Origin of the sequence: Halobacterium sp. KA-4, from assembly GCF_021028995.1 — an archaeon.
GTDB lineage: Archaea > Halobacteriota > Halobacteria > Halobacteriales > Halobacteriaceae > Halobacterium.
In genome coordinates, this window is sequence record NZ_JAJJZG010000003.1 from 181,964 (window position 1) to 204,961 (window position 22,998).

General features: G+C 67.1%; 28 protein-coding genes. 19 read left to right on the top strand and 9 right to left on the bottom strand.

What is annotated here, in order from left to right; translation table 11 throughout:
- Position 1 precedes the first annotated feature (1 nt).
- The gene (locus LPA44_RS05115) at positions 2–2,095 is read right to left on the bottom strand and encodes a hydrogenase iron-sulfur subunit (protein ID WP_230888517.1); all 2,094 of its coding nucleotides are present in this window, start codon (positions 2,093–2,095) and stop codon (positions 2–4) included.
- Between the two features lie 171 nt (positions 2,096–2,266).
- On the opposite strand from LPA44_RS05115, the gene LPA44_RS05120 reads away from it, so the two are divergent.
- The 5 genes from LPA44_RS05120 (at position 2,267) to LPA44_RS05140 (ending at position 7,780) form a co-directional block, all read left to right on the top strand.
- The gene (locus LPA44_RS05120; protein ID WP_230888518.1) at positions 2,267–5,449 is read left to right on the top strand and encodes a molybdopterin oxidoreductase family protein; all 3,183 of its coding nucleotides are present in this window, start codon (positions 2,267–2,269) and stop codon (positions 5,447–5,449) included.
- 3 nt (positions 5,450–5,452) lie between these two features.
- The gene (locus LPA44_RS05125; RefSeq protein WP_330166479.1) at positions 5,453–6,127 is read left to right on the top strand and encodes a 4Fe-4S dicluster domain-containing protein; all 675 of its coding nucleotides are present in this window, start codon (positions 5,453–5,455) and stop codon (positions 6,125–6,127) included.
- Positions 6,127–6,519: a hypothetical protein gene (locus LPA44_RS05130; protein ID WP_230888520.1), complete on the top strand. Its 393-nt coding sequence runs from the start codon at positions 6,127–6,129 to the stop codon at positions 6,517–6,519. The genes LPA44_RS05125 and LPA44_RS05130 overlap by 1 nt, the downstream gene beginning before the upstream one ends.
- Positions 6,516–7,529 (top strand): cytochrome b/b6 domain-containing protein, encoded by a 1,014-nt coding sequence (locus LPA44_RS05135; protein WP_230888521.1) that lies wholly within the window; start codon positions 6,516–6,518, stop codon positions 7,527–7,529. Before LPA44_RS05130 ends, LPA44_RS05135 begins: the two co-directional genes overlap by 4 nt.
- A 68-nt stretch (positions 7,530–7,597) precedes the next feature.
- Complete coding sequence (locus LPA44_RS05140) at positions 7,598–7,780, top strand: hypothetical protein (protein WP_230888522.1); 183 nt, start codon at positions 7,598–7,600, stop codon at positions 7,778–7,780.
- 30 nt (positions 7,781–7,810) lie between these two features.
- Here LPA44_RS05140 and LPA44_RS05145 read toward each other — a convergent pair whose 3' ends face one another.
- Positions 7,811–8,212: a hypothetical protein gene (locus LPA44_RS05145; RefSeq protein WP_230888523.1), complete on the bottom strand. Its 402-nt coding sequence runs from the start codon at positions 8,210–8,212 to the stop codon at positions 7,811–7,813.
- A gap of 104 nt (positions 8,213–8,316) precedes the next feature.
- Here LPA44_RS05145 and LPA44_RS05150 point away from each other — a divergent pair, with 104 nt between their 5' ends.
- Entirely contained in the window at positions 8,317–8,745 is a 429-nt protein-coding gene (locus LPA44_RS05150; protein WP_230888524.1) for a DUF7522 family protein, read from the top strand.
- Here LPA44_RS05150 and LPA44_RS05155 read toward each other — a convergent pair.
- From LPA44_RS05155 to LPA44_RS05165, 3 genes are all read right to left on the bottom strand, one after another.
- Positions 8,742–9,380 (bottom strand): RAD55 family ATPase, encoded by a 639-nt coding sequence (locus tag LPA44_RS05155; protein WP_230888525.1) that lies wholly within the window; start codon positions 9,378–9,380, stop codon positions 8,742–8,744. The two genes, LPA44_RS05150 and LPA44_RS05155, sit on opposite strands and share 4 nt — an antisense overlap.
- A gap of 70 nt (positions 9,381–9,450) precedes the next feature.
- Positions 9,451–10,392, bottom strand: coding sequence for an NAD-dependent epimerase/dehydratase family protein (locus LPA44_RS05160; RefSeq protein ID WP_230888526.1), 942 nt, complete (start codon positions 10,390–10,392; stop codon positions 9,451–9,453).
- A gap of 54 nt (positions 10,393–10,446) precedes the next feature.
- Positions 10,447–11,253: an N-acyl homoserine lactonase family protein gene (locus LPA44_RS05165; RefSeq protein WP_230888527.1), complete on the bottom strand. Its 807-nt coding sequence runs from the start codon at positions 11,251–11,253 to the stop codon at positions 10,447–10,449.
- A 102-nt stretch (positions 11,254–11,355) separates the two neighbouring features.
- Here LPA44_RS05165 and fer point away from each other — a divergent pair, with 102 nt between their 5' ends.
- The 7 genes from fer to LPA44_RS05200 all read left to right on the top strand — a co-directional run bounded on the left by fer (position 11,356) and on the right by LPA44_RS05200 (position 16,368).
- Complete coding sequence (gene fer, locus LPA44_RS05170; protein WP_230888528.1) at positions 11,356–12,042, top strand: ferredoxin Fer; 687 nt, start codon at positions 11,356–11,358, stop codon at positions 12,040–12,042.
- 47 nt (positions 12,043–12,089) lie between these two features.
- Complete coding sequence (locus tag LPA44_RS05175) at positions 12,090–12,638, top strand: tRNA (cytidine(56)-2'-O)-methyltransferase (protein WP_230888529.1); 549 nt, start codon at positions 12,090–12,092, stop codon at positions 12,636–12,638.
- 57 nt (positions 12,639–12,695) lie between these two features.
- Complete coding sequence (locus LPA44_RS05180; RefSeq protein WP_230888530.1) at positions 12,696–13,676, top strand: bile acid:sodium symporter family protein; 981 nt, start codon at positions 12,696–12,698, stop codon at positions 13,674–13,676.
- A 66-nt stretch (positions 13,677–13,742) separates the two neighbouring features.
- Positions 13,743–14,261, top strand: coding sequence for a transcription factor (locus LPA44_RS05185; protein WP_230888531.1), 519 nt, complete (start codon positions 13,743–13,745; stop codon positions 14,259–14,261).
- Positions 14,261–14,926, top strand: a complete 666-nt coding sequence (locus tag LPA44_RS05190; RefSeq protein ID WP_230888532.1) for a DUF2110 family protein — start codon at positions 14,261–14,263, stop codon at positions 14,924–14,926. The genes LPA44_RS05185 and LPA44_RS05190 overlap by 1 nt, the downstream gene beginning before the upstream one ends.
- Complete coding sequence (locus tag LPA44_RS05195; RefSeq protein ID WP_230888533.1) at positions 14,923–15,645, top strand: DUF5803 family protein; 723 nt, start codon at positions 14,923–14,925, stop codon at positions 15,643–15,645. Before LPA44_RS05190 ends, LPA44_RS05195 begins: the two co-directional genes overlap by 4 nt.
- A gap of 45 nt (positions 15,646–15,690) precedes the next feature.
- Complete coding sequence (locus LPA44_RS05200) at positions 15,691–16,368, top strand: competence/damage-inducible protein A (RefSeq protein WP_230888534.1); 678 nt, start codon at positions 15,691–15,693, stop codon at positions 16,366–16,368.
- A gap of 153 nt (positions 16,369–16,521) precedes the next feature.
- Here LPA44_RS05200 and LPA44_RS05205 read toward each other — a convergent pair whose 3' ends face one another.
- Positions 16,522–16,890 carry a DUF7522 family protein gene (locus LPA44_RS05205; protein WP_230888535.1) on the bottom strand — a complete coding sequence of 123 codons (369 nt, stop codon included), beginning with the start codon at positions 16,888–16,890 and terminating at the stop codon, positions 16,522–16,524.
- An 85-nt stretch (positions 16,891–16,975) separates the two neighbouring features.
- On the opposite strand from LPA44_RS05205, the gene LPA44_RS05210 reads away from it, so the two are divergent.
- Positions 16,976–18,043 (top strand): ATP-NAD kinase family protein, encoded by a 1,068-nt coding sequence (locus tag LPA44_RS05210; protein ID WP_230888536.1) that lies wholly within the window; start codon positions 16,976–16,978, stop codon positions 18,041–18,043.
- A gap of 38 nt (positions 18,044–18,081) precedes the next feature.
- Here LPA44_RS05210 and LPA44_RS05215 read toward each other — a convergent pair whose 3' ends face one another.
- Complete coding sequence (locus tag LPA44_RS05215) at positions 18,082–18,255, bottom strand: DUF5786 family protein (protein ID WP_230888537.1); 174 nt, start codon at positions 18,253–18,255, stop codon at positions 18,082–18,084.
- A gap of 134 nt (positions 18,256–18,389) precedes the next feature.
- On the opposite strand from LPA44_RS05215, the gene LPA44_RS05220 reads away from it, so the two are divergent.
- A complete protein-coding gene (locus LPA44_RS05220; RefSeq protein ID WP_230888538.1) occupies positions 18,390–19,418 on the top strand; it encodes a phosphate signaling complex PhoU family protein in 1,029 nt (342 codons plus the stop codon).
- Here the strand turns inward: LPA44_RS05220 and LPA44_RS05225 are convergent.
- Both LPA44_RS05225 and LPA44_RS05230 read right to left on the bottom strand, forming a co-directional pair.
- Positions 19,411–19,818 carry a DUF7528 family protein gene (locus tag LPA44_RS05225; RefSeq protein ID WP_442903365.1) on the bottom strand — a complete coding sequence of 136 codons (408 nt, stop codon included), beginning with the start codon at positions 19,816–19,818 and terminating at the stop codon, positions 19,411–19,413. The genes LPA44_RS05220 and LPA44_RS05225 overlap by 8 nt on opposite strands.
- A 118-nt stretch (positions 19,819–19,936) precedes the next feature.
- Positions 19,937–21,094: an LEA type 2 family protein gene (locus tag LPA44_RS05230; RefSeq protein WP_230888540.1), complete on the bottom strand. Its 1,158-nt coding sequence runs from the start codon at positions 21,092–21,094 to the stop codon at positions 19,937–19,939.
- A gap of 95 nt (positions 21,095–21,189) precedes the next feature.
- On the opposite strand from LPA44_RS05230, the gene LPA44_RS05235 reads away from it, so the two are divergent.
- Genes LPA44_RS05235 through LPA44_RS05250 form a run of 4 tightly spaced genes read left to right on the top strand, consistent with a single transcriptional unit; the run spans position 21,190 to position 22,892 of the window.
- A complete protein-coding gene (locus LPA44_RS05235) occupies positions 21,190–21,375 on the top strand; it encodes a DUF7525 family protein (RefSeq protein ID WP_058982012.1) in 186 nt (61 codons plus the stop codon).
- Between the two features lie 39 nt (positions 21,376–21,414).
- A complete protein-coding gene (locus LPA44_RS05240; protein WP_058982011.1) occupies positions 21,415–21,642 on the top strand; it encodes a DUF7123 family protein in 228 nt (75 codons plus the stop codon).
- A 37-nt stretch (positions 21,643–21,679) separates the two neighbouring features.
- Complete coding sequence (locus LPA44_RS05245) at positions 21,680–22,093, top strand: CoxG family protein (protein WP_230888541.1); 414 nt, start codon at positions 21,680–21,682, stop codon at positions 22,091–22,093.
- A 1-nt stretch (position 22,094) separates the two neighbouring features.
- Positions 22,095–22,892 carry a carbon-nitrogen family hydrolase gene (locus LPA44_RS05250; protein ID WP_230888542.1) on the top strand — a complete coding sequence of 266 codons (798 nt, stop codon included), beginning with the start codon at positions 22,095–22,097 and terminating at the stop codon, positions 22,890–22,892.
- Positions 22,893–22,998 lie beyond the last annotated feature (106 nt).

The following is a 22,998-nucleotide window of genomic DNA, read 5'->3' on the forward strand; positions in this document are numbered from 1 at the left end:
GTTATCTGTCGTAGACGAGTTTTGCGCGGCAGTCGCTGCAGTATTCGAAGACGTCGCCGTCGGCGTCGGGTGCGATGCCCGCGACGACGTCTCCGACTTCGTCGCTAATCTTCTGGGCGGAGGCCTCGCTGGTGAACGGCTTGCCGCAGCGACGGCACTCCCGCATCTCGCCGTCCGCGACGGTCGTCCACGCGTCCCCGTCGTTGTTCTCGGGGAGCAGGCCGAGTTCGAGGCCGCCGTCCACGCGGATGGCGTCCTCCATGCAGCCTTCCTCGCAGAGTCCGCAGTTCACGCAGCGCTCGTGGTCGAACTCCAGGCCGGCGTCCTCGCGGCGGAGCGCGTCCGTCGGGCAGAGGTTCGAACACGTTGGCGTGAACGTGCAGTCCTCGTTGACTTCGACCCGGCCGAACGACTCCAGGCCGCGGATGACGTCCCGGGGGTCGGTATGCGGGACGATGGCGCGAACGCTCTCGAGCCCCCACTCGTGGGTGTTGAACTCGGGGTTCGCGGTGGTTGCGTCGGCGATGCCGGTGGCCTCGTGGCCGGTCGGCACCGGCGACGGGTCGAGGCCGAGTTCGACGAACCGGCTGATGTCCTCGACGAACGCCTCCGGCTCGCCGGGTTCGGGCGCGAAGAACGCGGTGCGCTTGCCGATCCCGAGGTCCTCGGTCGCCTGGTTCATGCGCGTCACGAGTTCGGCCTTCGGGTCCGGGCCGGAGTGCAGGCAGTCGCCACCACAGCCGACGATGGCGACGCCGTCTGCACCCGCTGCGAGCGCGTGCAGGACGTGGGCCTCGCCGACGGTGTCCGCGCACGGTACTTCGACGGGGAGCAGCGGCGGGTACTCGATGCCGTCCTGCTTGCGGGCGCGGCGCCCGAAGTCGTCGAGCGCACGGGCGGCGCGCTCGTCGCAGACGAACGCTACGACGCCGGTCTCGATGCCCTCGTCCGAGGAGAGCAGGCCGGAGTCGTCGGTCTCGACGAGCATCGACTCGACCTCGCGGGCGATGCGCTCGTTCGAGGGCTCGCGGGCGCGTACTGCGCCAGTCGGGCACGCACTCGTACACGCGCCACAGCCCTCACACGCCACTTCGTCGAACTCCACGCTGTCGATTGTGGGGCGGGAGACGGCACCGTGCGGGCAGGCGTCCGAACAGACCGTACAGCCCTGCTGGCTGGACCCACCCGCGGCGCAGACGTCCATCTCGACGTCAAGGAACTGCGGTTTCTCGATGCCGCCGACGAGGTCCTGGACGGCCGCGACCGTCGCAGCGTCGACGGAGCCGGTGTAGAAGCCCATGCGGCCGCCGCGGGTCGCCCGAGACGCGTCCGGGTAGATGACCTGGTCGGCCTCGACGGTGCGCTCCTCGGGGTGGATGGCGTCCGTGGGACAGCAGTCCACCCAGTCGCCGTTCGGCGCGCCCGGAAGCACGTCGACGGGCTTGCTCGTGACGTACTCGTCGGGCCCCTGCTCGACGCACTCCATGCAGTCGATGCAATCCTCGGTGACGCCGGCCTGCACCTGCAGCTCGAACTCGCCGTAGACGCCGTCGACGTCCGTGACGCGGCCGCGAGCGAGCGTGACGTCGCGGAGGTCGTAGTCGGCGTCCGAGAAGTCCTTGCCGTCCGCGAGTAGCGTGACGTCCGCCGAGTCCGAGAGCGCCTCGGCGGCCTCGGGGTCGCCGACGACCACGACGTCGTCGCCGGCCTCCCGGGAGACCGACCGCGGCGGTGCCTCCTCGCGGATGCCGGCGTACGCGGCGTTGACTTTCCGCGCGACGAGGTCGGTCGCGTCAGTCTCGTTGTGGACCCACGCGCCGCGCTCGCGGTGGTTAACGAACGAGATTGCCTCTGGATGGAGCCCGGCGTCGTCGAGCACCGTCCGGTATCGTTGCTTGCAACTGTCGCTTTCGGCCGTGACTATCAGGTGGTCGAGGTCGTACTCCTCTACGACGTGTCGGACTTTCGGGAGCCCCTCCGTACAGAGGTGCGACCCGCTCGCGACGACGTCGACGTCCCGAACGCCCTCCCGGACGCCTTCGAGGTCGAGGTCGACCGTACCACCGCAGCCACAGACGAACGCCCCGACGTTCATTCACTCTCCGTTACGTGCGACCACCGAAAGAGGTTGCGGCTGACTGCCGCGAAGAACCGGCAGGCCCCACTTCCTTCCGGGAATTCGGAGGACAGAATAGCGACCTAAGGCAGGAACACTAAAGTGGCTGGTCCACCATTAATCGTGTTACACGGTGACAGGCTCTAAACCATGAGTACACAACCGGTCTCTCTGGACCTCGACCGTCGCTCGTTCATGAAGGCGAGCGCCCTCGCGGGCGGCATCGCCCTCGGCGGCGGGATAACTGGCCAGACGCTCGCTCAGGACGGCGAAAGCGGTGGCGCCGACATCTCCGGCGACGATTCGACGCTCACCAAGACCATCTGTAACTTCTGCGCGGTTGGCTGTGGGTTCCGCGGAGAACGTGAAGGTGACGCTTTCGTCGGACAGGAGCCCTGGGAGGAGAACCCGATTAACAACGGGTCACTCTGCTCGAAGGGGGCTGCCATCTACGGCAGCGAACACTCCGAGCGACGTCTGAAACATCCGATGCGGAAAGAAGACGGCGAGTGGAAGAAAATTACGTGGGACGAAGCGTACTCCCACATCACCGAGGAACTCGAGCGCATCTGGGACGAGTACGGCCGCGACAGCCTGATGTTCCTCGGGAGCGCCCACCACTGCAACGAGGAGGCGTACGCGTCGCGCAAGCTCGCCTCCTTTATGGGCACGAACAACATCGATCATCAAGCCCGTATCTGCCACTCCACGACCGTCACCGGTCTCGCGAACACGTGGGGGTACGGTGCGATGACGAACACGGTCAACGACTACCGGAACTTCGACCTCAACATTATCATCGGGCAGAACCCCGCGGAAGCCCACCCCATCGCGATGCAGCACATCCTCGAGGGGCAGGCCCGCGGCGGCACGGTCGTCTCCGTCGACCCCCGGTACACGAAGACGTCCGCTCACGCGGACGACTTCTACCGGCTGCGTCCGGGGACGGACGTCGCGCTGATGATGGGGCTCATGCGGTACCTCCGCGAGCAGGGCGAGCTCGACGACGAGATGCTCGACGAGCGCGTGCAGGGGTGGCCCGACGTCGACGGCGACCTCGACGACTACGACCCCGAGACCGTCGAGGAGATCACCTGGATTAGCGCGGACCGCCTCCGGGAGCTCGGCGACCTCATCATCGAGAACAAGCCCAACGTCCAGATCGAGTGGGCGATGGGCGGTACCCAGCACAACAACGGCACGCAGAACATCCGTTCGTACGCGCTGACGAGCCTCGCCTCCGGGAGCGCCGCTCACTCGGGCGGCGGCCTGCAGGTGATGCGTGGCCACGCGAACGTGCAGGGTGCGACGGACCTCGGCGTCGCCAGCCACATTCTCCCCGGCTACTACGGCGTCTCCAGCCGTGGCTCCTGGGAGTACTGGGCGGACGTCTGGAACAAGACGCCGACCACGTCCGGCGACGTCAGCTACGACGACCTCTACCAGAAGTTCGAGACGATGCCGCCGGAGCTGTACGAGCAGCAGGGCGGCGACCCGGGCGCCTCCGCAGAGGACCGCTCGCTGATGTTCCAGAACGGGCTGACGGTCGCCCGCTGGTTCGAGGCGGCGCTCCCGCAGGAGGACCGGCTACTGGAGTCGTCCATCTACCAGGAGAACCCCGTGAAGGCGGCGTTCTTCTGGGGGCACTCCTCGAACTCCATCTCGGAGATGCCACGGATGCGCCAGGCGATGGAGGAACTGGACATGCTGGTCGTCGTCGACCTGTTCCCGTCGCTGGCATCCGTGCTGCCGGACCGCGACGACGGCGTCATCCTGCTGCCGGCGGCCAGCCAGTACGAGCACTGGCGCTCGGTCACGAACTCCCACCGCGCGGTGCAGTGGAGCGAGCCCGTGCGGCCGCCGAGCCACGAGGCGAAGCCGGACATGCAGATTATGCAGGAGCTGGCCGACCGCCTCGGCTTCGGCGAGCACTTCGACTGGGGTTCGGGCCCCGAGATGTTCAACGGGAAGTCCACCTACGAGGAGGCGCTGCGCGAAATCAACCTCGGCGTGCGGACCATCGGGTACCAGCAGAGCCCCGAGCGGCTCCAGCAACACCGGGAGTACGACTACGCCTTCTCCGAGGAGGACACGAAGGCCCACGACACGGGGACGCCGGTCAGCGGCGAGTACTGGAGTCTCCCGTGGCCGTGCTGGGGTGACGGCCACCCGGGCACGCCGATTCTGTGGACCGACGAAGTCGACCCCCGCGAGGGCGGCCAGGACTTCCGTTCCCGCTGGGGGACGGAGGCGCCGTCGCCCGAGGAATGGGCGTCGATGGACACGGACAAGGAGTACCCGCTCCAAGCAACTTACGACCAGGGCGGCGACGAAGCCCTGAACATGCTCCGGGCGTCGTTCTCCCCGGACTGGTACGACGGCGAAATCGAGGGCGTCCCCGAGTACCCGGGCTTCGCCACGGCGCTGCCGGAGGACATCACCGACACCTCGGCGCCGTCGCTCCCGTTCGAGTACGCGCTCAGCGAGGACCACTCGGCGTACGACGCCGCGGTGGCGCTCAACGAGCGCGACGAGTTCGACTTCGACCTGGACTTCTGGGAGCAGTTCGACAACGCCCAGCCGGACCCGCCGACGGGGCGCGGTCGGGCTCGTGCGGTCGCGTGGGAGTTCCTCGACACGACGCCGGTCCACCGGGAGCCCATCGAGAGCCCCGAGCCGGAGCTGACCGAGGAGTGGCCGGCGAACGGCCAGCAGCACAACGTCTACCGGCTGGACCAGAACAACGCGGAGGTCCAGACGCAGGCGATGGACCGCATCGCGAACGCCGAACCCGCCATCGACACCATCCTGACGTCCGGCCGCCAGGTCGAACACCAGGGTGGCGGCTCGGAGACCCGGTCGAACATCTTCACGGCCGACCTGCAGCCGCACATGTACGCCGAGATTCACCCGGACATGGCCGAGGACCTCGGCGTGGACGGCGGCGACTTGGTGACCGTGGAGACGACGAACCGTGGGTCCGTGCTCGTGAAGGCGCGCGTGACCAACCGGCCGAACGCGGAAGAGACGTTCCTCCCGTACCACTGGGGCGGCATCTTCCAGGGGGAGAACCTCCTGGACGAGTACCCGGACGGGATGGCCCCGTTCGCCATCGGCGACAGCGTGAACTCCATCACGTCGCCGGGGTACGACGTCGAAACCCAGATGCAGGAGACGAAGGCCGCGATGGTTCGCATCCGGAAAGCGACCCAGTCCGTGGTCGACGAACTCAACATGGACGTCGACCTGTCGACGTTCTCGTTCCCCCAGGACGAGAACGGTATCGGCCGACAGAAAGACTTCGACGTCCGGGAGAACAAACCCGTCCAGTAACCAATGTCATCGAACCAACAATCACAACGTGAGGTCTTGAGCCAAGGGGTCATCAGCACCGGCGAAGGTGCCCGCATCTTCCCCGACGTCGAGGCCTGTATCGACTGCGGTGGCTGTGTCGTCGCGTGCAAGCGCACGTGGGACATCGGCCCGGAGGAACAGCGAATCAGCATCTCCACGATGTTCGAGGGCGAGCAAGCCGACGAAGGCTACAACGCCAACAGCTCGCAGGCCCTCGACGACGGCGCGTTCCCCGGCGAGACCGCCATCCCGATGCAGTGTTACCACTGCGAGAACGCGCCCTGCGTCTCGGTCTGTCCGACCGACGCACTCCAGAAGAACGACGACGACTTCGTACAGGTCAGCGAGGACCTCTGCGTCGGCTGCCAGTACTGCCTCTCGGCGTGCCCGTTCGGCGCCCCGCAGTTCCCCGACGAGGACGACGGCGGGAACGCGGTCGTCGGCACCGGCGGCATCATGGACAAGTGTACGATGTGCGAGGAGCGCCAGAACGTCGGGAAGGGCCCGGCGTGCGCCGAAGAGTGTGCGACCGACGCCATCCTCGTCGGTCAGCCCGGCCAAATCGCCGACGAACTCGACAAGCGGGACCGCGACCCGTTCTTCAACGACGAGGCGATGGAGGTCATCTTCGGCGAGGACGCGGAGGTGTTCAACTGATGGCTCGCCGCGACGACGCACGCGGCATGTCGGAGGCGCTCGCCATCGCGGTCAGCGCCGTCGTCGGTATCGTCGTCGCAGTCGCCTCCGTCTGGTACTTCAGCGGCCCCTTCGACGCGAGCTTCGAGACGCTGTACCGCGTCAATCCGACCGTCGAAGGCGGTGGCGTCGGCGCCGACTACGTCGCCGGCAACACCGACCCGCTGCTGGACGCGCTCATCGTCGTCATCCACGCCGTCGACATCGTGGCGGGGCTGTTCATCCTCGTGCTGGTGTTCGTGCACTGGGGCGCGTTCCGGCGCCTCGGCGCGCGGATGCGCGACCCCGACGAACCCGCTGAGGTCGCCACGGACGGCGGCCGCGACGCCGACAGCGGAGGTGAGAGCGCGTGACGAACATGGACCACGGGAAGTTCACGCGCGTCACGACGTACTTCCACTCGCTGCTCGCGCTAGACGTCTTCCTGTTGTTCTTCACGGGCTACTCCGTGATGTTCAACGACGAACTCTGGTGGATGGTGGAGTTCATGGGCGGCAACGCGGGCGTGCTCGCGCTCCACCGCATCGCCGGCTTCGGCCTCATCGTGCTCACCGTCTTCTGGGTGACACTGATGCTCATCGGGCCGGGACGGCGCAAGAACTTCAAGGCGATCCTCATGACGCTGACGGACGCGAAGGCGTTCGTGCAGGACGTGAAGTTCGTCCTCGGGCGCGCCGACGAGCGCCACCCGAACGCGCGCCAGTTCGCGGGCTACTCCTCCGACGAGGTCCCGCTGCTGTCGTACGTCGGGAAGGGCGTCATCTACATCTTCACCGTCGAGCTCGTCCTCCTGATGGTTTCGGGGCTGCTCATCTGGAGCAAGGTCGGGCTCGCGCAGTTCTTCCAGACGAAGGCCGCCGCGACCGCGTTCGTCACCTTCCACGGCCTGCTCGGGGTCGTGATGGTGATGGGGATCATGTTCCACATCTACGAGCACGGGTTCCACCCCGCGTTCTACCCCGTGGAGATGAAGGCGTTCGTGCCGAAGTCGATGATGCCCCACGAGGAACACGAGGAACACGAGGGCACCGGCATCGAGCTGCTCTCGCTGCGCCCCACGTGGAAGTGGGCCGTGAACCTCGCCGGCGCCGCCGTCGTCATCGGCATCGTGAGCGTGCTCGTCGGGAGCATCTTCGACTCCGGGTATCCGGTACCCGCCGGGTTGACACCCGGCGGCGGGCCGACGAGCATCCTGCTCACCATCGGCATCAACATCGGGATGTTCGTGTTGCTGCTGGGCGTCGTGCTCTCGACGTACGGCAACGTCCTGCGCGCTCGCTACGAGCAGCAGGTTGCCGGCGACGAACACGACTCCGAGCCCGAGGCGGCCGCAGACGGCGGCCAGCCCCGCGCCGACGAGTAACTGTACCCCGTCTCCGTTTTTCGCCGTCAGCCGGTTCGCTTAAGTCACTCGTCGTGTTAGCTGCTATCATGGCTGGCGTACTCGACCTCGTTTACGTCGCGCTCGCACTGCTCGTCGCCGTCGGCGGCGTGTTCACCGTCTGGTGGATCGGCCGCGACCTTGACGACGGCATCGACCCAACCTCGGACCTGCTGCGCGCGGTCGCGGTGTCGGTGTTCCTCGTGCTGCTGGCGTGGCCGCTGGTCAGCTAGAGCGTCGGCAGAAACCAGTTTTCGCGGTCGTTACGCGGTCAGCAGCTCCGCGGACTCCTCGGAGAGCTCGACGGTGACGTCCTGGCGGGTCTGCTGGCTAATCTGGTCGATGTTCCGCGTGAGCACGTCCAGAATGTCCTCGGGTTCGGGGTAGACGAGCATGTTACCGTCGTCGTCCTCCATCACGAGCTGGGTGTCCGCGAGGTTCACCTGGTCGTGGTCGAGGTTCGCGACGATGGCTGGCAGCTCTTCGGCGCCGCCGGGATCACCCTCCTCGACCATCGTCACGTACAGCGCGTCTAGGCCGATGAGGTCCTTGTACTCGCGGACGCGGCGCGCAATCTCCACCATGTCCTTTGTGACGGCAGTCTTCTCTGGGTTGCCGTGTTCGCCCTCGTAGCAGTGTTTGCACACCCGCAGTTCGATACGCATACCCCAGCGAAGGTTCGACGGCCGTTTGAACCTTCGGCTGTGCGGGCGATTTTCCGTCTCTCGGCGACGGAAGATTAACCACCCGTGGAGCCGAACGGTAGGGTATGCCCGCCGAATCGCTCGCGAGCTATCTGCGCGAGCTCGACGCCGGCGACCTCAGGTCGGCCGTCCACTACGAGGGCGACGACTTCGAGACCGTCTACCAGCGCGAGGACCTCTCCGAGGAGTACACGGAAACGGAGTTCGAGGAAATCGCGAAGAACTTCGTGCTGAAGGGATTCGACGACCCGCTCGAACAGCCGGAGTTCGCGCGCTTCGGCCACCTCGACGCGACCGTGCGGTGGTTCCACGAGGTCGTCGTCGTCCAGATACCCCTCGACGAGTGGTCGGGCGTCATCGTCGCGTTCGACCGCGAGAGCATCGAGGACACGGGGACGCTAGTCGACGCCCTCCTGGAGTACGTCGAGGAGAACTTCGCCGAGCACGGCGACGCCGTCGAGGACCCGGACGAGCTCGCCGGGGAGTTCGACTAGTAGGACACCCACTCGGTCGGCGACTCGCCGAGGCCGACCACGCGGAGTTCGCGGCCGTCTTCTTCGCTGCGCGTCTGAATCATGCCGTCGTACAGCGGCGCGAGCGTGTCGAAGCTCTCGCGGTTGCTGGTGTCGAGGACGCCGAGCCCGAGCCAGCCCAGCCGCTCGATGTGGCCGACGAAGACGTGCAGGAACCGGTAGACGCGGCGCACGTCGGCGTACATCAGCATCGTCGAGATGGTGGAGATGTCCAGCCGGACGCGGTCGCACTCGCGTTCGAGGCGCTGGAAGAGGCCGCCCAGTCGGATGCCCATGTCCGTGATGTCGCCCGGCGAGGAGACGTACTTCACGAGGTCCTGGTCGCGGACGGACTCGCCGCGCTGGCGCGTGACGCAGTCGACGATGCCGGCGCGGCCGTTCTTCACTTGCTCCCAGACGTGGGGCGCACGCTTCCGGATGGTCTTCGTGCTGTCGTGCGTGCCGACGACGATACCGCCCTCGTTGCGCTCGCAGCCGTCGTCGACCAGCGAGAGCGCGAGTTCGCGTTTCCCCGTCAGCGGCGGCCCGCCGACGAGGAGGTTCGAACCCTCGGGGATTTCCTCGACGGGGAGGAACTCAGCGACGTCGTAGCCCATTACGTCGTACTGTTAGCCGCATCGGGATAGGGTTTGTTCCCGACGTGTAACTCGTTTGTCTCTTCGGTGGTCATTCGCGTTCCGCGCGCAGTTCCTCAACGAGGCCACGGGCGGCTTCCCGGACGGCTTCGTCGCTGGACTGGCTGGGCTCCCAGCCGAGCGCGGAGAGCTTCTCGATGGAGAGGCGCATTTTCGGGACGTCGCCGGTCCAGCCGCGGTCACCACCGGTGTACTCGTAGTCGGGGTCGACGTCCAGCTCGTCGGCGACGATGTCCGCGATACGGTTGACGGAGGTGGTGGTGCGCGTGCCGAGGTTATAGACGTTGTAGTCATTGTCGGCGTGCTCGACGACGTGGGTCATGGCGTCGACGCACTCCTCGACGTGCAGGTAGGACTTCTCCTGGCGGCCGTCCCCCAGAATTTCCAGCGTCTCCGGGTCCTCCAGGAGCTTCTCGATGAAGTCCGGGACGACGTTGCCGCGCTGGCGCGGCCCGACGATGTTCGCGAACCGATACACCCACGACTGGATGCCGTAGGAGTTGGCGTACGTCGAAATTAGCCCCTCGTCGGCGAGCTTGCTTGCGCCGTACACCGAGATTGGTTCGAGGGGCGCGTAGTCCTCGGGCGTGGGCATCGGCGCTTCGCCGTACACCGTCGACGAGGAGGTGAACGCGAGCTTGTCGACGCCGACCTCGTGCATGCGTTCGAGGACGTTGTACGTCATCTCCGTGTTCTCCTCGAATAGCTGGCGGGGTTCGCCGTAGTTGGTGTCCGTGTACGCCGCGAAGTGGAAGACGACGTCCACGTCCTCGGTGATGACGTCGGCCACGTCGTCGGGGTCGCGCACGTCGGCCTTCGCGAACTCCACGCCGTCCGGGACGCGGTCCCGCGTGCCCTTCGAGAGGTTGTCCACCGCGAGCACGTCGTTGTCGGCCGCGAGGTCCGCGGCGAGGTGGGAGCCGACGAGTCCGGCGGCGCCCGTCACGACGACGCGCTTGCCTGTGAGGTCCATACCCGACGACACCGGACCGTCGGCCAAGAGCGTTCCGATGGCTGATACAGCAGCTCAGTCGAGGTGCGCGGGCGGCTCCGGGAGCGCGTCGAGGTGGTCGCGGTCGTGAGCGAGGTAGACGTCGGCGTCCCAGCGCTGTGCGTCGTTCCGGAGGCGGCGCGCGGTCGCGATGGCGGTCTCGGTGTCCCACGCGAACGACGGCTGCCGGTCGGCCTCGTAAGCGGTTTCGAGGAACGCCACGTCGCCGCCGAGCACGACCGTCCCCTCGTTCTCGAGTTCGACCGTCACGGACTGGTGACCGGCGGTGTGGCCGGGCGTCGGAACGCACTCGATTGCACCGTCGCCGAACACGTCGTAGTGGCCCTCGACGGGCGTCACGTCGAACTCTGGGGAGCGCAGCACGCCGAAGTCGCCCTCCAGGTAGAGGTCGCGCTGGAACGGGTCCGCGGGCCACCACGCGTACTCCAACTCGGCCTGCTGGACGACGATTTCGGCGTCCGCGAACGACTTCACGTCGCCCGCGTGGTCGAGGTGGAGGTGCGTGAGCACGACCACGTCGACGTCCTTGGGGCTGTAGCCGACGTCCGTGAGGAGCGCGGACGCGCGGCGGCCGGCGTTCGTCTCGATGGCCGCGGCGTGGTCGGCGGCCTGTGGGGCGCCGTAGTTGCCGTAGTTCTCGGGGTCGGCGACCATCGCTGGGTCGACGCCGGTGTCCACGAGCACCGTCCCCTCGGGGTGGTCGACGAGGTAACACGGGCACGGCGAGGCGTACGTCTCGCCGGGCTGCTCGCCGCGGACCATCGAGCTGTACTCGTAGTCCCAGTCGGCTGTATTGAACGCGTAGAGCTCCGACGCGGGCATGCTCGTGGCTGCGCCCGGCTCCCTCCTAAGCGTGGTTGCCGAGCCCCGGCAACGAGCGCGGCCGCGGAGAGACTTTTGAACGTGTGGCCCTTCGAGTCGAACATGGATTCTCCCTTCGACGTGCTGGGGGTTGACGAGGACGCCAGCGAGGGGGAAATCGAGCACGCGTACCGCGAGCGCGTCAAGGAAGCCCACCCCGACCAGGGCGGCTCGGCGGCGGAGTTCCAGTTGGTGCGCGCGGCCTACGAGAAAGTCACCAGCGAGGACGCCGACGCCGGCACGGACATAGCGACGGAAGCTGGCTTCGGCGACGAGTCGCCCACCGACTACGGCGTCGACCCCGAACGCGACTTCCGGCCGTGGGAGGAGACCCACGTCGAGTACCTGAACTACGCCGTGCTGGACGACTACGGCTGGTCGCTGGGCGACGACGACCTCTTCGAGCGCGCCGCCGACGCCGGCCTCGACCCCGTCAACCACGGCGAGTTCGATGTCGCACCCGGCGAGTCGCTACTGGAAGCCGCCGAGGACCGCGGGTTCGCGTGGCCGTACGCCTGCCGTGGCGGCGCGTGCGCGAACTGCGCGGTCGTGGTCGTCGACGGCGACCTCTCCCAGCCGACCGACCACATTCTCTCCCCGGAGCTGGTCGACCGCGACATCCGGCTGTCCTGCAACGGCGTCCCCACCACCGAGGACCTCCGCGTCGTCTACAACGTCAAACACCTCTCGGAACTGGAGGACCTCCGGCTGCCGCCATACCCCTTCGAACTCGCGCACGCCGACGACTGACCGCGCGAGTCGAAACGCGTACCCCGGCGGGACGATTCTGCGGACGTATGCAGGGATACCCCGAGGTCACGGTGCTCCGGTACGGCCACCGGCCGGGCCGGGACGACCGGATGACCACGCACGTCGGCCTGACGGCGCGCGCGCTCGGCGCGGACCGCGTCGTCTTCCCCGGGAACGCCGGGCAGTCCGAGCAGACGGTCGCGGACATCACCGAGCGGTTCGGCGGCCCCTTCGACGTCGAACTCACGGACGAACTGGACGCGTTCATCCGCGACTGGGACGGCTTCATCGTCCACCTCACGATGTACGGCGAGCGCCTCCAGGACGTCGAGAGCGAGATTCGACGCATCCACGACGAGCAGCGACAACCCCTCCTGGTGGTCGTCGGCGGCGAGAAAGTCTCCTTCGAGGTGTACGAGGAAGCCGACTTCAACGTCGGCGTCACGAACCAGCCCCACTCCGAGGTGGCGGGGCTGGCGGTCTTCCTCGACCACCTCTTCGACGGCGCGGAACTCGACCAGGAGTACGAGAACGCCGAGCAGCGCGTGATTCCGCAGGCGCTCGGGAAGCGCGTCGAGGAAGTCGACGAGGAGTGAAGCCACAATACTGCCAGTAGGCGAAGGTTTCTCTTTCCGGGTCGTCGCCGTACGAGTATGAGTGTTAGCGGAGGGATTTCGCGGGTGGCACAGGTCGCGAGCAAGTACTTCGTCGTCTGGGTGATTGCGGCGGCGGGCCTCGCACTCACCTACCCGGACGCGTTCGTCCCCGTGCTGGACTACGTCAACCCCCTGCTGGGCATCATCATGCTCGGGATGGGGTTGACGCTCCAGCCCGCGGACTTCAAGCGTCTCGTCGAGCGCCCCGTCGACGTGGGCATCGGCGCGGTGACGCAGTGGCTCGTGATGCCGCTGGCGGCGTACGCGCTCTACCTCCTCTTCGACCTGCCGGACGCCATCGGCGTCGGCCTCATCCTCGTCGGCGCCGCCCCCGGTGGTACTGCGTCGAACGTGATGTCGTACCTCGGCCGCGGCGACGTCGCGCTGTCGGTCGCCATCACGACGGTGACGACGCTCGCCGCGCCCATCGTGATGCCCGCGTGGACGCTGTTCATCCTCGGGGAGGCCATCGACGTGACGTTCATGGAGATGTTCACGAGCATCGTCCAAATCGTCATCATCCCGGTCGTGCTCGGCTTCGGGATTCGGTACGTCCTCGACCGCTACTCGCCGAAGGCGGCGGAGGTCGGTGTCGACGTCTTCCCCGTGATTAGCGTCGTCGCCATCGTCGCCATCGTTGCGGGTGTCGTCGGCGCGAACGTCGACAACATCCTCACCGCGGGTGTGCTCGTGCTGGCGGCGGTCGTCATCCACAACGGCATCGGACTCGGCGCGGGCTACGGTGTCGGCCGGCTGTTCGGCATGTCGGAAGACCGTGTGCGAACGACCGCCTTCGAGGTCGGCCTCCAGAACAGCGGGCTCGCGGTCGCGCTCGCGGCGTCGCTGTTCGACCCGGCGGCCGCGCTCATCCCCGCGCTGTTCAGCGTCTGGCACAACGTCAGCGGCCCCGCGCTCGCGAGCTACTTCACGTGGCGCGACGACCAGACCGCGGACGCCGCTGGGGCGACCGCGGACTGACGGTCCGCGCCCGTCAGACGGGGGAGTGACAAGACTTAATGCCGGCGCGGACCCCTTTTTGACGTAATGGCTTTTGAGGAGCTACTCGACGACCCCGTGGTTCAGAAGTACCTCCACGAGTTGGTCGGGCCGAAGGGGATGCCGGTGGCGGTGTCCCCGCCGGACGGCGAGGTGACCGACGAGGAGCTCGCCGAGCGGCTCGGGCTCGAACTGAACGACGTGCGCCGGGCGCTGTTCATCCTCTACGAGAACGACCTCGCGACGTACCGTCGCGTCCGCGACGAGGACTCGGGGTGGCTCACGTATCTCTGGACGTTCGAGTACGACAACGTCCCGGAGAACCTCCGCGAGGAGATGGACCGCCTGCTGGAGGCGCTCGTCGACCGCCGCGAGTACGAACTAGCGAACGAGTTCTACCTCTGTGAGGTGTGCTCGATTCGCTTCGAATTCGGGGAGGCGATGGACCTCGGCTTCGAGTGCCCCGAGTGCGGGTCACCGGTCGAAGCGATGGAGAACACCGACCTCGTGGAGGCGATGGACGAGCGCATCGAGAATCTCCGCGCGGAACTCGGAGTGAGGGCCTAATGGTCGTCCTCGCAACCAAACTGTACGTGGAGGGCGACGCCCGCGAGCGCTCGCTGGACAGCCTCCGGTCGCAAGTAGAGAACGATGTCGGCGAACTCGACGTCGAGTACGACGTCGGCGTCCGCCACGACGACTTCCCGACGGTGACCCTCGAGGGTCCCGACGAGGTGGCCGCGCGGAACGTCCTCGCGGAGACGTGGGGCGAAATCACCGAGGGCTTCGAAGAAGGCGAGACGTACGTCGGCACGCTCGAATCCTGGGACGACGAGGGATTCGTGCTCGACTCGGGCGAGGACGTCCGTGTGCCCACCGACGAACTCGGCCTCGGGCCGGGGACGGCCACCCAGATTCGCGAGCGCTTCGGACTCGTGCAGCACGTGCCGCTGCGGTTCACGTACGGCGAGCCGGCCGAACTCGCGGAGGTCGAGCGCGACCGCCTCTACGAGTGGACGCGCGGCACCGGCCGGCTAAACGTCAACAGCGCGACCCGCGGCGAGGTCCGCGCGACGGTCAACCGCGCCGGCCACGCCCAGGACATCGTCACCGTCGAACGCCTCGGTCTGCTCGAACAGAGCATCGTCTGCCGCGAGGGCACGGACCCGCCCGGCCTGCTCGCGGCCATCGGGGAGTACCTCCCCTCGGAGCTGCTCGCGGTCGTTCCATGAGCAGGGCCAGGGTGGCGCTCGGGCTGCTCGCGCTCGTCGCACTCGCCGGCTGCGCCGGCACCGGACTCGGCGGCGCGCCCGCGCCCAGCGACGAGCAACTCGCGGAGAACGCGACCTACGACTGGGACCGCGACGCCGACGTCACGCTCAACGTCACCGGCGAACAGTACAAGACCGTCGCCGACGTGAACGGCACCGAGCGCGTGCGCCTCGCCTCGACGAGTGGGTTCGGCGGCCGGAACCCGGTGTTGATTTCGGCGGTGCAGTTCCGCTACGAGAACGGCACCGTCGTCGGCGCGGACGCCATCGACGTCTCCACGCGCGACCAGCGCACGGTGGTCGACCTGCCCGCGGCGAACGGCACGTTCGCGTACACCGGGTCGGCCGGCACGCGCTCGGTGAACGCGCCCCTCGACTTCGAGGGCTCCCACGAGGTCGTGTTGCCGCCGGGGATGCGCGTGTCGTTCCCCATCTTCGGTGACGTCTCGCCGGGCGGCTACGAGAAGTCCATCGAGGACAATCGTGTCCACCTGCGCTGGGAGTCCCTGGACAGCGCCACTGTCAGCGCCGAGTACTACCTCGACCGCGACCTCTACATCTTCGGCGGCATCGTCGGCGTGCTGGCGGTCGTCGCGGTCGGCGGCGTCGTCTACTACCGGCTGCGCATCCGCCGGCTGGAGCGCGAGCGCGAGCAGTCCGGGCTCGACTACGAGCAGTAGCCCGCGGGGACGTGACTTTTCACCCTCCACTGTCTACGAGTGGCCATGCAGGTTGCGGTGGTCACAGTCGGTGACGAACTCCTCGTCGGCGACACCGAGAACACGAACGCGTCGTGGCTAGGCGCGCGCCTCACCGAGCGGGGCGCGACCGTCGAGCGCGTCGTGGTGGTGCCCGACGAGCGCGACGCCATCGCCAGCGAGGTCGGGTCGCTGGCGGACCGCTACGACGCGGTCGTCGTCACGGGCGGTGTTGGCCCGACCCACGACGACGTGACGATGGACGGCGTCGCGGCCGCCTTCGACCGCGAGATGGTCGAGCACGCGGACGCGGTCTCGTACTTCCAGACCCACGACAGTTACCAGTTCGCCGACCTCACGGACGGCACCGCGGCGCTCCCCAAGGACGCGCGCCTCCTCGAGAACGAGGTGGGCGTCGCGCCGGGCGCGGTCGTGGAGAACGCGTACGTGTTCCCGGGCGTCCCCGCCGAGATGAAGGCGATGTTCGAGTCCGTCGCCGACGAGTTCACCGGGACGAGCAACCACGTCGAGTTCGTCCACGTGGACGCCCCGGAGAGTTCGCTGGTGACACCCCTAGAAGAGTTACAGGCGGAGTTCGGCGTCACCGTCGGGAGCTACCCCGGCGACGGCGTGCGCGTGAAGATTCAACACGAGAACGAACAGACGGTCCACGACGCAGCCGCGTGGCTGCGCGAACGCGTCTAGCGGTAGAGGTACGCAGTCCACGCGACCGCGAGGACGAGGCCGAGTATCGTCACGGCCCAGCCGACGGAGTTTATCGGGAGTGCAGTACCATCGGTCGCAGCCAGCAGGAAGCTCATGGCCAGTAGTTCCCGCCGCCCGGTCTTAATTCTTGGTTCACTCGGTCGCGTCGCGCACGACGTCGACGACGTTCCGTCCGGTGACGTCGCCGGTGGCGTCGAGCGATACGAGGTAGCCCGAGCGGTCGTCAGTCGGCACGTGCACGACGAGGCCGTCCTCGAAGAGCCGCGCGGTCGCGTGGAGGTCGCCGAGTTCGTACAGCGACTCCTGGCGGGGCGTCGAGAGCACATCCAGGACGAGGTCGTCGGCGATGTCGTCGATGGACGCGTCGCCGTAGCCCTCCCGGACGTCCTCACGCATGAATTCGATGCGCCAGTCAGTCCCCTCGTGGAAGCCGACGACGCGGAGTGCGTCGCCAATACTGTCGCGGAGGGCGTCGGCGATGTCGGCGTCGGGAGTCGGCATCGTCGTACGCACGTCACGCTGCGACCATGATACTTTCGAACGCCCCGACCGGTCGGCTTTTCGGCGCGAATACCCTAGTCAGGATATGCGAATCGTCGGCGTCGTCGTGAACCCCATCGCCGGGATGGGGGGTCGCGTCGGCCTGAAGGGGACGGACGGGAACGTCAAGGCGGCCCGCGAGCGCGGCGCCGAGCAGCGCGCGCCCGACCGAGCACGCGACGCACTCGCAGCGCTCCGCGAGCGCGCACCCGATACCGAGATTTTGGCGTACGGCGGCGAGATGGGTGCCGAGGAGGCGCGCGCGGCGGGCTTCGACCCCGAGGTTGTCGGCGAGCCCGATAGCGACGAGACGACCGCCGCGGACACGAAGGACGCGGTGCGCGCGTTCGTCGACCGCGGCGTCGACCTGATTCTATTCGTGGGTGGCGACGGCACCGCGACTGACGTCGCGACCGCTCTCGACGAGGTGGACAGCGACGTGCCTGTGCTGGGCGTACCTGCGGGCGTGAAGGTGTACTCGTCGGTGTTCGCGGTGCGGCCGGAGGCGGCGGGCCGGGTCGCCGCGACGTTCGAGGACACCGAGGCACGCGAAGTCAACGACATCGACGAAGAAGCGTACCGCGGCGGCGAAGTGCGCACGCGCCTCCGGGGCGTTGTCGAGGTGCCCGTCGCGGAGGACCTCCAGTCCGCCAAGCAGGTGCACGCGGGGAGCACGGACGCGCTCGCCGAAGCGGTCGCCGAGGAAGTCGAACCCGGCGTGACGTACGTACTCGGGCCCGGCGGGACGCTCGGCGACGTGGCGGACGCGCTCGGCGTGGACGGCTCGCCGCTGGGCGTGGACGTCTACCGGGACGGCGAGCTCGTCGTCCGCGACGGCAGCGAGGCCGAGATTCTGGACGCGCTCGGCGACGAGAGCGTGATTTTCGTCTCCCCCATCGGCGGCCAGGGGTTCGTCTTCGGCCGGGGCAACCACCAGATTTCGCCCGCGGTCGTCGAACAGAGCGAGGTGCGCGTGCTGGCGTCGCCACGGAAACTGGACGAGACGGGCGTGCTGCGCGTGGATACCGGCGACGAGGCCGTCGACGAGTCGCTGCGCGGCTGGACGAAAGTCCGGACTGGTCGCTTCGAGCGACGCATGATGAAAGTTGTGTAGCCGCGCGGCAAAAGCAGGAAGAGCCGGAGAGAGCCGCGTTAGTCGTCGTCTTTCATCGACTGGAGCTGGTCGATGAGTTCGTCGCTGTCGGCGTCGGTGTCGAAGTTGACGCTGCCGTCGTGGTCGTTCTCGTGGACGTTGACTGCGCCGTCTTCGTCGATGTCCGTATTCTGGTTCTCCTGCTCGGACTCGTCGTAGCTACCAAAACCCATGACTACTCCCAGGGGCGGGACAGCCAAAAGGGTCCCGGAATTCAGGGGGACATTTCCAGGCGTCTGCCCACACCTTAAGGCAAGTATAAGGTTAGAGGGATAAGACTAAGGTCGTTCCAGTGCGTTCCAGGCGTATGGAAACCCGGAAAGTCCAACGGCTGGGGCCGTCTACGCTGGCGATGACGCTCCCCGCGGAGTGGGCGCGCAAGCAGGACGTCGAGAAGGGCGACGAGGTCACCGTCCGCGAGAGCGGGAAGGGCTCGCTGACGGTCACGCCGGAGTCCGCGCACGGTGAGGAGACCGAGGCGACGATTCACGCCGAGAACTTCGACGCCGACGCCGTCGAGCGCGCCATCGTCGGCCAGTACGTCCTCGGCCGCCGAATCATCCACGTCGAGAGCGAGGACGCCCTCGACTCCGAACACATCAACGCCGTCTACAAGGCCGAGACCCAGCTCATGGGCCTCGGCGTCGTCGAGGAGACGCCCGAACGCATCACCATCCGGTGTTCGGTCGACCCCGAGGACTTCGACCTCGACAACCTCCTCGAACGCCTGGAGAGCACGGGCTCGACGATGCGCGAGGAGGCCGTGAAGGCGCTCGCGCACGGAAGCCCGGACATGGCTCAGCGCGCGCTCAACCGCGAGCGCCAGGCGAACAAGATTTTCGTCCTGCTGCTCCGGCTCATCTTCACCGCCTACCAGAACCCGAACCTCGCGCGCGCCGTCGGCCTCGACGACGGCTTCCCGCTCATCGGCTACCGGTCGGTCGCGAAGAACTTAGAGCTCACCGCGGACAACGCCGAGGACATCGCGGAGATCGTGCTCGAAACCGAGGGCCACACCCTCGACGTCGAGCAGTCCACGATGCGGCGCATCCGGGAATTCACCGACCAGGTCGACGAAATCACGGCCGCGGCCGTCGAAGCCGTCGTCACCCGCGACTACGACGCGACCGTCGAGGTCCGCGAACTGTTCGCGGAACTCGGCGACCGCGAGGGCGACATCCTCAACGACCTCCCGGAGATGGACAACGAGGACATCCTCGAAGTGCGGGAAGTGCTCGTGAGCCTCCAGCACACCGCCGAGTACGCGATGCGCAACGCCGAAATTGCGGCGAACCTCGCGCTCAACGAGCAGTCCAGTCACACCACCATCAGCTAGTCTCCGTTTTCTCACCCCGCAGCGGGTTGCGTGACGCCAGCGTGCACGGGAACGCCGGGTGTTCGGCGAAGTGCCGCACGAGCATGTGGCGACGCGACCCCGTGAAACCGGCCGCGGAGAGGTTCTCCGCGCCAAAGGTTTCTGGGAGCCGGTCGAACAGCCGGCGGACCGCCGCGAAACTGTCGAACACCGCGGAGTTGCCTGTCGACTCCGCGCCACGGCGTTCGACGACGTAGCTGCCGTCCTCGCGGTGCTCGGCGGCAGTGCGGAAGAATTCCTCGCGGCTCGTCAGCGCGTCACCGACGGCGTCCCGGAGTTCGGCGGCGTGCTCGCGGGAGAGTTCGATGGTTTTGCCGTCCACGGTGACGCAGATATCGCCGCCGTCTGGCTCGACGGCGATGGACTGTTCACAGTCGGAGAACGCGACCAGGAGCCTGGGTACTCCGGTTCATGTGTGCTCGAAGCGACCCGGCGCGTAAAAATCTATCCCCGGCGCGGGGCAGTTTCACGAACTCCAGTCAGGCTGGCTGCGAACCGCGCGCGAGCAAGCCGTCGTCAGTGGTCGTTCCGTCACTGCTGGTGGTCGGGTCACCGTCCGTGGTCGTCCCGTCCGTCGTCATGCTGTCGTTCGTGGTTCCGCTGGTCGTCGTCGCGGTGGTCGTGCCGTCGTCGCTCGTCGTAGTCGTCTCGTTGCTGCTCGTGTCGCCGCCGGCGTCACTGCCCGAGTCGCCCTTATTCCCGAACATGTCGGTTTCGATGGTCTGCGTGTACGTCAGTTCGTCCAATGGCACACGAATCGTCTCTGAGGAGCCCGGCAGCTCGATTTCCGCGTAGAAGTCGATGCGGAGTTCGGTCGTCTGGTTGTTCTCGACGTGGGTCACCCACCACTCGTCGAGGTTCTCGTTGTCGATGACCGTCGGCGTCTCCACCACACGAGAACTCTTGCCGGGGATGGTCTGCCCGTCCTCAGTCTCGCCCGCGCCAACCGGCACACCGTTCATCGTGATGTTGTAGCCGACGTTCGAGACGATGACCGGCGACGTCTTCGGGTTGTAGACGTCGAACTCCAGGTCGATGGGCGTCTCCGCGTCGGTGACGTTACCCCAGGAGGCGTTCGTTCGCTCGATGACGACCTCAACGAGCGGCATCTCGGCGTTCACCGGGCGGTCCTCGCTGGAGTTGAACTGGCCGAGCAAGTCCGTCTCGATGGTCTCGGCGGCCGGCTGGAACGACGCTGACTGGCCGACGAACCCGGGCTGAACAGTCGCGGACACGGTGAGGTTCGTCTGCTCGCCGCCCCGGACGTGGTTCACCCACCACGCGGGGATGCGCTCGTTGTGGAGTTGCGTCGTCAGGTTCACCGTCGAGTTCCCGGTATCGATGCCGACGCCGTGTTTGTCCCCGCTGGCCATCCGGATGTCGTTCATCGCCACCGTGTAATTCACGCTGGTGTCGCCGAGCCGGACGCCGACCGGATTCGGGTTGTGTATCACGAGGTCGGTCTCGATTTCGGTGTAGGTGTCGTTGACCTCGCCGAATTGGTTGTCCACCTGTTCGACGCTCGGTACGCCGAGGAAGCCGGCGAAGAACGCGCCGCCGGCGACCAGCCCCAGGCCGGCGACGACCGTGATAGCGACCCGTATCGTGTTCCCGAACAGCAGCGCGCGGACGTCCATGCTCGACTCGGAGTGCTTGCACAGTGAAAGCCTGTTGGCCTCCGTGCTCGCACCGAGTAGAACCAGTTAAGGGACACCCTGCGTAACGCCCTTCCATGACGACTGGGTCCACGCAGGAAACGGACATGGGCGTCGGCGTCGGCCTCGCGTTCGGCCTGCTTGCCGTCGCCGCGGCCGCGTACACGTTCGTCGCGCCCGGACAGTTCCAAACCGCACTCGGCTTCGCCGGCGCCGTCACGTTGTCGGCGCTGTGCGTCGCCGCCCTCCACGTGTGGGGGTAGCAAAAGCGATAAACCGCCTTCAACCGTAGTCCCTAGGTAATGACTGACGAATACACCGACGAGGAACGCCGGATTCTGGAGTTCCTCCACGAGAGCGTCGAGAAGGGCGAGCGGTACTTCCGCTCGAAGAACATCGCGAACCACCTCGGCCTCTCCTCAAAGCAGGTCGGTGTGCGGCTCCCCGAACTCGCGGAGAAGACCGAGGACGTCGACATCGAGAAGTGGAGTCGCTCGAAGTCGACGACGTGGCGCGTCGAACCCGCGTAATCGGCGGCTTTTTGCTGGCGGGCGGTCAACGCCGCGTATGACAGTTCGGGTCGAGCGCACGTTCGAGGTGTCGGTACCGCCCGAAGACGTGTGGGCGTTCATCGCCGACCCCGAGAAGCGCGCGAGCGCTATCAGCGTCGTGGACAGCTACGAGCGCGAAGGAGACACGACGACATGGCATGTCCGTCTCCCGATTCCGGTCGTCCGGAGCACGATTCCCGTCGAGACGCGGGACGTCGAGACGGAGCCCCCGCGGTACGTGAAGTTCGTGGGGAAGTCCCGAATTTTCGACGTTACGGGCGAGCACGAGGTCGAAGCCGCGAACGGCGGCTCCCGCGTGACCAACCGGTTCGTCGTCGACGGCAAAGTCCCGGGCGTGGAGAAATTCTTCGAGCGCAATCTGGACGACGAACTCGACGGCCTCCAGAGCGCGCTGGAGGCGGAGGCCTGAGATGCGCGTTGCACTCGCCCAGATTGACGTCGAGGGCGCTGCCGTGGGCGCGAACGTCGAGCGCGCCGTGGAAGCCATCCGAGAGGCCGCCAGCGAGGGCACGGACCTTGTCTGCCTGCCAGAGCTGTTCAACGTCGGCTTCTTCGCGTTCGACGCCTACCAGCGCGAGGCCGAACCGCTGGACGGCCCCTCCCTCTCCGCAGTCCGCGAAGCGGCCGTCGAGGAGGATGTCGCCCTGCTCGCAGGTAGCGTTGTCGAGGAGTTGAGCGAAACCGAGGGCGGCCCCGACGAGGACGGCCTCGCGAACACGAGTGTGCTCTTCAACAGCGACGGCGAGCGCCTGCTCGCGTACCGGAAACACCACCTCTTCGGCTACGAGTCCGCGGAATCCCAACTGCTGACGCCCGGCGAGCGCGTGCCGACCGCCGAAATCGGCGGGTTCACGGCTGCGGTCACGACGTGCTACGATCTCCGGTTCCCGGAACTCTACCGCGAGCTGGTCGCCGACGGCGTCGACCTCCTGCTCGTGCCGTCGGCGTGGCCGTACCCGCGCGTCGAACATTGGAAGCTGCTGCCGCAGGCGCGCGCCGTTGAGAACCTCGCGTACGTCGCCGCCGTCAACGGCAGCGGTAAATTCGACGAGGCGGAACTGCTCGGCCGCTCGACGGTGTACGACCCCTGGGGCACCCCGGTCGCGAGCACGGGCGACCAGCCCAGCATCGTCTTCGCCGACCTCAACCCCGAGCGCGTCGCGACCGTCCGCGAGGAGTTCCCCGCGCTCGACGACCGCCGGCACTGACGCGCCGATACCCGCGATACGTGAATTTAAGTGTCGTCACGCGCTACTCCGTGTTGCCGGTAGTCGACGCTTTTCTCGTCGAACCGGCAAGAACCTCGCGTCCACG

Coding starts and splice junctions, on each gene's coding strand:
- LPA44_RS05185 (WP_230888531.1), top strand. CDS start 13,743: ATGGCTTTTGAGGAGCTACTCGACGACCCCGTGGTTCAGAAGTACCTC.
- LPA44_RS05240 (WP_058982011.1), top strand. CDS start 21,415: ATGACTGACGAATACACCGACGAGGAACGCCGGATTCTGGAGTTCCTC.
- LPA44_RS05140 (WP_230888522.1), top strand. CDS start 7,598: ATGGCTGGCGTACTCGACCTCGTTTACGTCGCGCTCGCACTGCTCGTC.
- LPA44_RS05190 (WP_230888532.1), top strand. CDS start 14,261: ATGGTCGTCCTCGCAACCAAACTGTACGTGGAGGGCGACGCCCGCGAG.
- LPA44_RS05220 (WP_230888538.1), top strand. CDS start 18,390: ATGGAAACCCGGAAAGTCCAACGGCTGGGGCCGTCTACGCTGGCGATG.
- LPA44_RS05145 (WP_230888523.1), bottom strand. CDS start 8,212: ATGCGTATCGAACTGCGGGTGTGCAAACACTGCTACGAGGGCGAACAC.
- LPA44_RS05205 (WP_230888535.1), bottom strand. CDS start 16,890: ATGCCGACTCCCGACGCCGACATCGCCGACGCCCTCCGCGACAGTATT.
- LPA44_RS05200 (WP_230888534.1), top strand. CDS start 15,691: ATGCAGGTTGCGGTGGTCACAGTCGGTGACGAACTCCTCGTCGGCGAC.
- LPA44_RS05130 (WP_230888520.1), top strand. CDS start 6,127: ATGGCTCGCCGCGACGACGCACGCGGCATGTCGGAGGCGCTCGCCATC.
- LPA44_RS05195 (WP_230888533.1), top strand. CDS start 14,923: ATGAGCAGGGCCAGGGTGGCGCTCGGGCTGCTCGCGCTCGTCGCACTC.
- LPA44_RS05115 (WP_230888517.1), bottom strand. CDS start 2,095: ATGAACGTCGGGGCGTTCGTCTGTGGCTGCGGTGGTACGGTCGACCTC.
- LPA44_RS05250 (WP_230888542.1), top strand. CDS start 22,095: ATGCGCGTTGCACTCGCCCAGATTGACGTCGAGGGCGCTGCCGTGGGC.
- LPA44_RS05230 (WP_230888540.1), bottom strand. CDS start 21,094: ATGGACGTCCGCGCGCTGCTGTTCGGGAACACGATACGGGTCGCTATC.
- LPA44_RS05235 (WP_058982012.1), top strand. CDS start 21,190: ATGACGACTGGGTCCACGCAGGAAACGGACATGGGCGTCGGCGTCGGC.
- LPA44_RS05165 (WP_230888527.1), bottom strand. CDS start 11,253: ATGCCCGCGTCGGAGCTCTACGCGTTCAATACAGCCGACTGGGACTAC.
- LPA44_RS05245 (WP_230888541.1), top strand. CDS start 21,680: ATGACAGTTCGGGTCGAGCGCACGTTCGAGGTGTCGGTACCGCCCGAA.
- LPA44_RS05120 (WP_230888518.1), top strand. CDS start 2,267: ATGAGTACACAACCGGTCTCTCTGGACCTCGACCGTCGCTCGTTCATG.
- LPA44_RS05180 (WP_230888530.1), top strand. CDS start 12,696: ATGAGTGTTAGCGGAGGGATTTCGCGGGTGGCACAGGTCGCGAGCAAG.
- LPA44_RS05175 (WP_230888529.1), top strand. CDS start 12,090: ATGCAGGGATACCCCGAGGTCACGGTGCTCCGGTACGGCCACCGGCCG.
- LPA44_RS05155 (WP_230888525.1), bottom strand. CDS start 9,380: ATGGGCTACGACGTCGCTGAGTTCCTCCCCGTCGAGGAAATCCCCGAG.
- LPA44_RS05210 (WP_230888536.1), top strand. CDS start 16,976: ATGCGAATCGTCGGCGTCGTCGTGAACCCCATCGCCGGGATGGGGGGT.
- LPA44_RS05125 (WP_330166479.1), top strand. CDS start 5,453: ATGTCATCGAACCAACAATCACAACGTGAGGTCTTGAGCCAAGGGGTC.
- LPA44_RS05160 (WP_230888526.1), bottom strand. CDS start 10,392: ATGGACCTCACAGGCAAGCGCGTCGTCGTGACGGGCGCCGCCGGACTC.
- LPA44_RS05215 (WP_230888537.1), bottom strand. CDS start 18,255: ATGGGTTTTGGTAGCTACGACGAGTCCGAGCAGGAGAACCAGAATACG.
- fer (WP_230888528.1), top strand. CDS start 11,356: ATGGATTCTCCCTTCGACGTGCTGGGGGTTGACGAGGACGCCAGCGAG.
- LPA44_RS05150 (WP_230888524.1), top strand. CDS start 8,317: ATGCCCGCCGAATCGCTCGCGAGCTATCTGCGCGAGCTCGACGCCGGC.